This is a genomic window from Sphaerospermopsis kisseleviana CS-549, from assembly GCF_028329225.1.
GTDB classification, from domain to species: domain Bacteria; phylum Cyanobacteriota; class Cyanobacteriia; order Cyanobacteriales; family Nostocaceae; genus Sphaerospermopsis; species Sphaerospermopsis kisseleviana.
Genome location: NZ_JAQMTI010000121.1, coordinates 1 through 6,392, shown reverse-complemented (window position 1 = coordinate 6,392; position 6,392 = coordinate 1). Strand labels below are relative to the sequence as shown.

7 protein-coding genes are annotated in these 6,392 nt (G+C 40.4%); 4 read left to right on the top strand and 3 right to left on the bottom strand.

Annotated features, from left to right (window positions below; genetic code table 11):
- Nucleotides 1-161: 161 nt before the first annotated feature.
- From PN497_RS10595 to PN497_RS10585, 3 genes are all read right to left on the bottom strand, one after another.
- Complete coding sequence (locus PN497_RS10595; protein WP_096567283.1) at nucleotides 162-452, bottom strand: 4a-hydroxytetrahydrobiopterin dehydratase; 291 nt, start codon at nucleotides 450-452, stop codon at nucleotides 162-164.
- A gap of 328 nt (nucleotides 453-780) precedes the next feature.
- Nucleotides 781-1,041 (bottom strand): transporter suffix domain-containing protein, encoded by a 261-nt coding sequence (locus tag PN497_RS10590; RefSeq protein WP_096567285.1) that lies wholly within the window; start codon nucleotides 1,039-1,041, stop codon nucleotides 781-783.
- A 134-nt stretch (nucleotides 1,042-1,175) separates the two neighbouring features.
- Nucleotides 1,176-2,003: a carbohydrate ABC transporter permease gene (locus PN497_RS10585; protein WP_096567287.1), complete on the bottom strand. Its 828-nt coding sequence runs from the start codon at nucleotides 2,001-2,003 to the stop codon at nucleotides 1,176-1,178.
- 226 nt (nucleotides 2,004-2,229) lie between these two features.
- Between PN497_RS10585 and PN497_RS10580 the strand changes: the two genes are divergently transcribed.
- From PN497_RS10580 to PN497_RS10565, 4 genes are all read left to right on the top strand, one after another.
- The gene (locus PN497_RS10580; RefSeq protein ID WP_096567289.1) at nucleotides 2,230-2,928 is read left to right on the top strand and encodes an aldehyde oxygenase (deformylating); all 699 of its coding nucleotides are present in this window, start codon (nucleotides 2,230-2,232) and stop codon (nucleotides 2,926-2,928) included.
- 217 nt (nucleotides 2,929-3,145) lie between these two features.
- Nucleotides 3,146-4,165, top strand: a complete 1,020-nt coding sequence (locus PN497_RS10575) for a long-chain acyl-[acyl-carrier-protein] reductase (protein WP_096567291.1) — start codon at nucleotides 3,146-3,148, stop codon at nucleotides 4,163-4,165.
- Nucleotides 4,166-4,292: 127 nt separating this feature from the next.
- Nucleotides 4,293-5,273 (top strand): acetyl-CoA carboxylase carboxyltransferase subunit alpha, encoded by a 981-nt coding sequence (locus PN497_RS10570; RefSeq protein WP_096567293.1) that lies wholly within the window; start codon nucleotides 4,293-4,295, stop codon nucleotides 5,271-5,273.
- Between the two features lie 301 nt (nucleotides 5,274-5,574).
- Nucleotides 5,575-6,300, top strand: coding sequence for an SDR family oxidoreductase (locus tag PN497_RS10565; protein WP_096572640.1), 726 nt, complete (start codon nucleotides 5,575-5,577; stop codon nucleotides 6,298-6,300).
- Nucleotides 6,301-6,392 lie beyond the last annotated feature (92 nt).

Sequence of the window (6,392 nt, the reverse complement as noted above, 5' to 3'; positions counted from 1 at the left end):
TACAGATTCAGGAGACTAATTAGGGACTGGGGACTGGGGACTGGGGACTGGGGACTGGGGAAGAAAATTTTAGATTTTAGATTTTAGATTTTAGATTGGAGTGAACAAAATCCAAAATCCAAAATCCAAAATTGAATTACCAATTACCAATTACCAATTCCCTATTTATATGTTTCTTCCATTTTTTTCGCCAATTCGACATCTAAATTGCTGATAGCATTACCGATGTCGTGGGTGACAAGATTCACCTTTACAGTGCTGTAAACATTAGACCATTCGGGGTGATGTCCCATTGTTTCTGCGTAAACACCTGCTGTCACCATCCAACCTAAAGCGGTAGCAAAGTCTTTAAATTTGTATTCTTTGTATAATTTGCCTTCTTTAATTTGCCATCCTGGTAAACTGTTGAGGGCTTGTTGTAGTTCGGTTTCGTTGAGTTTTTGTGCTGCCATGTTCTGGGTTTATACTTTATACAGAGATTTCTAAAGACCTATTTTAACAAATGGGGTATGATAATTTTGATTGTCTGAATCAGGATATCCAGGATTTAAGGATTTACAGGATGTTAGATTAATACCAATTCTCTAGGAAGTTGCAGTTAATTTTTTTTACTAACCGCAAAGTACGCAAAGTACACAAAGGAAGACAGTAAATTAAGACGTTAAAGATTTAGTGCAATGTTACAGAGAAATGGTATAGGGATGATTTGTTTGGGAGATAAATAAAGTATACTTGATTTTTATTCTGACTCCTGACTCCTGACTCCTGACTCCTGCTGTACTATCTTTTTCTGTTTTTCCGTTTCCATCTTTTTAGCAATATTCGCAGATAACGAAAATTCAAATAACGCCGATATCGCTGTATTACTTCCTTACCAACAAGTAGCGCACCTAACCAAAATACAATTTCTGCAAAAACCAATAAAGCTGTTACTAATAGGGCTTTTTGGGCAACTGCAAGTGGGAGAAATGGTAAAATGAGAGCGATCGCTAACCAGGGTAAAAATGAGACTATAATTAAAACTAAACCCAGCTTTTGCATCTTTTCTGTTAATGACAGAATTTGAGTTTAGTGTTTTTATGTGTTTGGTTGGAGTGGCTTACTTTACATTAATTTTCATCATCACCAAATTGTTAATCCTGTAAATCCTAAAATCCTGGATATCCTGATTCTGACTAATTCTTAATCCCCGTTGTCGCAATACCGCGAATTAACTGCTTTTGTCCAATCAAAAATAACACCATTACAGGAACAGTAGCAATTGTCACAGCCGCCATCATCAGCGGCCAATTATTGGTAAATAGTTCTTGAAATTCTGCTAAAGCCAGTTGTACAGTTCTTAATTCAGGTTTGGTTGTAAACACCAAAGGTTTAAATAAATCATTCCATTCACCGATAAAGGTGAACAAAAATAGAGTTACTAAAGCGGGACGTGCTAAAGGTAACATTACCTGCCATAAAATTTGCAGTCGGTTTGCTCCATCAATGGCAGCAGCTTCTTCCAATTCTACGGGAATTGTCTGGAAATATTGACGTAACAGAAAAATACCAAAACCATTAACCGCAGTGGGTAAAATTAAAGCCCAGTAAGTATTTATCATGTTTCCCCACTTCAAAACCAGGAAAATGGGAATCACCAATAACTGAAAGGGAATGACTAAAGTGGCCAGTATAACTAGTAGTATTGCTTGTTTACCCCAAAATTTCAGCCTAGCGAGGGCGTAACCAGCCAGGGCAGATGTGATAATCTGAAAAGCTGTAACTGCGATCGCTACTAAGGTAGAATTAGCAAAAGCCAGTAAAAACTTGCCTCGTTCCCAAGCTTCCTGGTAATTGGCCAAAGTCCAGTTATTTTCTCCCCCAACTCCCGGTGTAGCACCCACAGGAGCAAAGGAAGTGAGAACAACCACGAATAATGGTAGTAAAACTATGAATGCTCCTAGCAGTAACAGTAAAAAGCTCCAAAAGTTCGTGTTTTGCCAATTCCAGTTGAGTTTAGACATGGTTGATAACTTCAAAATCATTGGTTTTTCCTAGTCAGACTATAGAAAACGGGGAATAAAGGATGGAAATACTTGACTTTTGATGGGGTGCTAATTGGTAAAAATTAATCTAATTACCATAACTTCTTGTTAAGTTAAATTAAACAATAGTGATGATTGCCCACAATTGAGTGGGTGAATTAAATTTCAGTAGCAAAATAATTTAGGGGTACGGAGTCAACCTACTATGCAGCAACTTGTTGAACAAACTCAAGAAATTGATTTTCAGAGCGCAAAATACAAAGATGCTTATAGCCGAATTAATGCGATTGTAATTGAAGGGGAAGAAGAAGCATATCATAATTACATCAGATTAGCTGAACTGTTGCCAAATAGTAAAGATGAACTGATCAAGCTTTCAAAGATGGAAAACAAACACAAGAAAGGCTTTGAAGCTTGTGGACGCAATTTATCAGTTACTCCTGATATACAGTTTGCTAAGAAGTTTTTCTCAGGACTGCATGAAAACTTCCAAAAAGCAGCAGCAGAAGGTAAAGTTGTGACTTGTCTGTTAATTCAATCTTTAATTATTGAATGTTTTGCGATCGCAGCTTATAACATCTACATTCCTGTAGCTGATGATTTTGCCCGCAACATTACTGAATGTGTAGTTAAAGACGAATATAGTCATCTAAACTTTGGTGAGGTTTGGTTGGAAGCAAACTTTGAAGATTCCAAAGCAGAATTAGAAGCAGCCAACCGTCAAAACCTGCCTATTGTCTGGCAAATGCTCAACAAAGTAGCTGATGATGCTAAAATCTTGGGCATGGAAAAAGATGCCTTGGTAGAAGACTTCATGATTCAATACGGAGAAGCATTAAGTAACATTGGCTTTACAACCCGTGACATCATGCGTCTTTCTGCCTACGGACTGGCAACCGTTTAGGGACACTGGGGAGTGGGGAGTGGGGACTGGGGACTGGTGACTGGGGACTGGTGACTGGGAAAAAATCAAAACTCCTGAACTCCTGTAACTCCTGACTCCTGACTCCTGACTCCTTTCAGGAATTACTCATTATTCAGACACCTTATATAGTATTTTTAAGAATTAGAGATTATTTCTAATAACCAGCTTTGTATAGGACACGCCTAAAATATCACTAATGTTTGGTCTAATTGGACATCTGACAAGTTTAGAACACGCTCAATCTGTAGCTCAAGAATTGGGATACCCAGAATATGCCGATCAAGGGCTAGATTTTTGGTGTAGCGCCCCGCCGCAAATAGTTGATCACATTACTGTTACCAGCGTAACAGGTCAAAAAATTGAAGGAAAATATGTAGAGTCTTGCTTTTTGCCAGAAATGTTGGCAAATCGGCGGATTAAGGCGGCTACACGCAAAATACTAAATGCTATGGCTCATGCTCAAAAGCATGGTATTGATATTACGGCTTTGGGTGGGTTTTCTTCAATTATTTTTGAGAACTTTAATTTAGAGCAGTTTCAACAAGTCCGTAATGTCACATTAGAGTTTGAACGGTTCACTACAGGCAATACCCATACAGCTTATATTATTTGCCGTCAGGTAGAAGCAGCTTCCCAGCAATTAGGAATAGAACTTTCAAAAGCAACTGTAGCAGTGTGTGGGGCGACTGGTGATATTGGGAGTGCAGTTACTCGCTGGCTGGATAAAAAAACAGATGTCCAAGAACTACTATTGATCGCCCGTAACCAAGAGCGTCTGCAAGCACTACAGGCAGAATTGGGACGTGGTAAGATTATGGGTTTAGACGAGGCACTACCCCAAGCAGATATTGTAGTTTGGGTGGCGAGTATGCCCAAAGGTGTAGAAATTGACCCCACAGTGTTAAAGCAACCATGTTTATTGATTGATGGTGGCTATCCTAAAAACTTAGGGACAAAAATTCAGCATCCAGGTGTGTATGTGTTAAATGGTGGAATTGTGGAGCATTCCCTGGATATTGACTGGAAAATTATGAAAATCGTGAATATGGAAGTTCCAGAACGGCAATTGTTTGCTTGTTTTGCAGAATCAATGTTATTGGAATTTGAGAAGTTATACACTAACTTTTCTTGGGGGCGCAATCAGATTACCGTAGACAAAATGGAATATATTGGTCAACTATCGCTTAAACATGGTTTTAGACCATTATTAGTTTAGGGGCTGGTGATTGGTGATTGGTGATTGGGAAACATGAAAAAAATTGATTACCCAGTCACTATTCCCCAGTCCCCAGTCCCCAGTCACTATTCCCCAGTCCCCAGTCCCCATTCACTATTCCCTAACTATGGCAACTACTGAACGCAAACCCCTATTATTGGATTTTGAAAAGCCTTTAGCAGAACTGGCTACTCGCATTGATCAAATTCGGCAACTAGCAGATGAAAATGGTGTGGATGTTTCCGGGCAAATTCGCCAACTGGAAACTAGAGCGATGCAACTGCGGGAGGAAATTTTTAGCAGTTTGACACCATCTCAAAGACTGCAAGTGGCAAGACATCCGCGCCGTCCTAGTACATTAGATTACATCCAGGCGATTAGTGATGAATGGATGGAGTTACATGGCGATCGCTGTGGAGGTGATGATCCAGCTTTAGTGGGTGGTGTGGGTCGTTTGGGTGGACAACCTGTGGTGATGTTGGGTCATCAAAAAGGCCGGGATACTAAAGATAATGTCGCCCGGAATTTTGGCATGGCTGCACCTGGAGGCTACCGTAAAGCATTACGGTTAATGGAACACGCCAATAAATTTGGTATGCCCATTATTACCTTTATTGATACCCCCGGTGCTTGGGCGGGGATAGAAGCAGAACATCAAGGACAAGGTGAAGCGATCGCTTATAATTTACGGCAAATGTTTTGTTTTGATGTGCCAATTCTCTGTACCGTCATTGGTGAAGGTGGTTCTGGTGGTGCTTTGGGTATTGGTGTAGGCGATCGCCTGCTGATGTTTGAACACTCGGTTTATACCGTTGCTACCCCAGAAGCTTGCGCTGCTATTTTGTGGAAAGATGCAGCTAAAGCACCCCAAGCCGCAGTAGCATTAAAAATCGTTTCCCACGATCTCAAAAACTTAGGCATTATTGATCAGATTTTACCAGAACCTATCGGTGGCGCTCATTCTGACCCCTTAACCACAGCTACCACCCTCAAACAAGCTTTGTTAGATAATTTGGATGAACTTAACCGCTTAACACCAGCCGAGCGCCGTCAACTGCGCTATGAGAAATTTAGAAAAATTGGTGTGTTTACCGAAATTGCTCAATAAAAATAATAACTATATCTGATTAGCAATTCAACAATGCTATAATTGCCTATAGCTTAAAGATTCTTAACAATCTGAGCAGCTATAGGCATTTTGTTGTGTATTCATGAAACAGCTTGATATAAGAGCCTAATTATTCACGTCAAGACTTTCGGATCTGACAGGTAAGGCTGATAACAGGCAATATACCCATATTGATAAACGATTCTAGCAATATTGAGCATAAAATCAACTGATTTTAAGAATTATTTAACTGATTGGGTAGGTAGTGAATAGCAAAACTGCCAAAAAAATTGGAGATACCATGAGTTTTGAGCAGAAAAGACGCGCTTTAATTACTGGTGCAAGCAGTGGAATAGGCAAAGCAACGGCTTTAGCCTTTGCCAAGGCGGGAATAGATGTTGCTTTAGTCAGCCGTTCTCAGGAGAAGTTAGAAGGGGTAGCAGCAGTAGCAAAAGAAATAGGAGTAGAAGCAAAAGCTTTCACCGTTGATCTGGGTAGTGTTGCCCAAGTAAAAACCAAAATTCAGGCGATCGCCGATGAATTTGGCGACATAGACATTTTGGTAAATAATGCCGGTATAGGATACACTGCCAATTTAAGCGATACTTCCTTAGAAGACTGGCAGCGGGTAATGGATTTAAATATTACCAGCGTCTTTCAGTGCATGATGGCAATTGTGCCAGGAATGAGGCAACGAGGTAAAGGGACAATTATTAACATTGCCTCAATAGCTGCCAAACAAGCTTTTGCTGGTTGGGGGGCTTACTGCGTCAGCAAAGCTGGTTTACTCGCCCTTTCTCAAACATTGGCACAAGAAGAACGAGTCCACGGCATTCGTGTAACAGGAATTTGTCCAGGTGCTGTCAATACTGAAATTTGGGATACGGAAACAGTTAATGTTAACTTTGACCGTACCAAAATGTTAACTCCAGAAATAGTAGCTCAGACAATTCTGCACACTGTTTTATTACCACAAGAAGCAGTCATTGAAGAATTAACATTGATGTCTAATGCTGGTGTTCTTTAATTGTTAGGTGACAGGTGACAGGTGACTGGTGACTGGGGACTGGTGACTGGTGACTGGTGACTGGGGACTGGGGACTGGTGACTGGGGACTGG